The 1,043-nt window shown below is 67.3% G+C and carries 1 protein-coding gene; it reads right to left on the bottom strand.

Annotated elements, in window-relative coordinates; genetic code table 11:
* Nucleotides 1-22: 22 nt before the first annotated feature.
* Nucleotides 23-1,043 (bottom strand): alpha/beta fold hydrolase (locus D4B81_RS17825; RefSeq protein ID WP_237566094.1); only part of this gene is annotated, 1,021 nt, incomplete at its 5' end.

Genomic DNA, 1,043 nt, shown 5'->3' with positions numbered 1-1,043 from the left:
TGCCGCGACGGGGGATCCGGGCTCAGCGCGAGTTGGGAGGGCTGCCCGTCGCGCGCTCGATTGCCGTCTCGATGTCCGGTGCCAGGCCTGTGAGTCTGCCTAGGAGGCTGGAGAGTCCGGGCTCTTCTATGGGGAAGTGGCCGCAGCCACGCAGCCTGACCAGTTCGGTCGGACCTGCAATTCTTTGGAACCATCGGATGCTCACCTCCAGGGGCGTCCAGGCATCCTTGTCCGGGTGCGCGAGAATGACGGGGGTGCGCATCTGCTCGGGCTGGACGTGTTGGTACGTCATGTAGGAGGCGAGAAAGCCAAGAGGCACGTGTGCCCCTCCGCCCCGGGGGTCGCTGGCGCAGAGCTTCGACAGTCCGGCGTTGCGGCTCATCTTGTCCAGCGCGGCTACCCACGACATGGGCACCCGCAGCCCCGACAGCCTGTCAGGAAGCCGCCTCGCTAAAGGCCCGGCGAGCACACCTGCAGGGCCGAACCTGGTCAGCACCCGCTGGACACGCCGGTCGCGAGGGTCGAGCAGGCATGTGGCCACGACGACCGCAACACGCCCGCAGCGTGCGGCGACCTCATAGGCGAGCATGCCTCCCACGCTGGCGCCCAGAAGGAGCAGCGGTCTCCCGTCGTCCTCAGCAGCCACGAAGTCACAGAGCATGTCGACCCAGTGCTGGTACCGCACCGAGGACGGGTCCGGCGATACCGTCTTGCCGTACAGGGGCAGATCCACGGCTGACAGGTCGAACTGCTCCGGCGGCAGTAGAGAGGCAATGGGCCACAAGGCGCTGCTGTTTCCTCCGGCACCATGCACGACGATGACCCGGACCCGCGCTTCGGGGCTGCGGCGGCGGTAGACGTGAACGTCGTGGCCGTGCCATTCCCACCGGTCCTGCTCGGGAGCGTAATCCACCCGCTCACCCCAAGCGGCGGGCAGGAAGGCGGCATAGTCCACAACCTCAGGAACTCGCACGCCTAGCACCATACTTACCGACGGCCAACGGCTGACCCCCAAGGCCGCACCCGTCTCACTCTCATGCCGC

The sequence above is a fragment of the Ornithinimicrobium cerasi genome (assembly GCF_003702705.1).
GTDB lineage: Bacteria > Actinomycetota > Actinomycetes > Actinomycetales > Dermatophilaceae > Ornithinicoccus > Ornithinicoccus cerasi.
The sequence above is the reverse complement of the archived record's forward strand: the minus strand, read 5'-3'. Positions and strand labels throughout refer to the sequence as shown.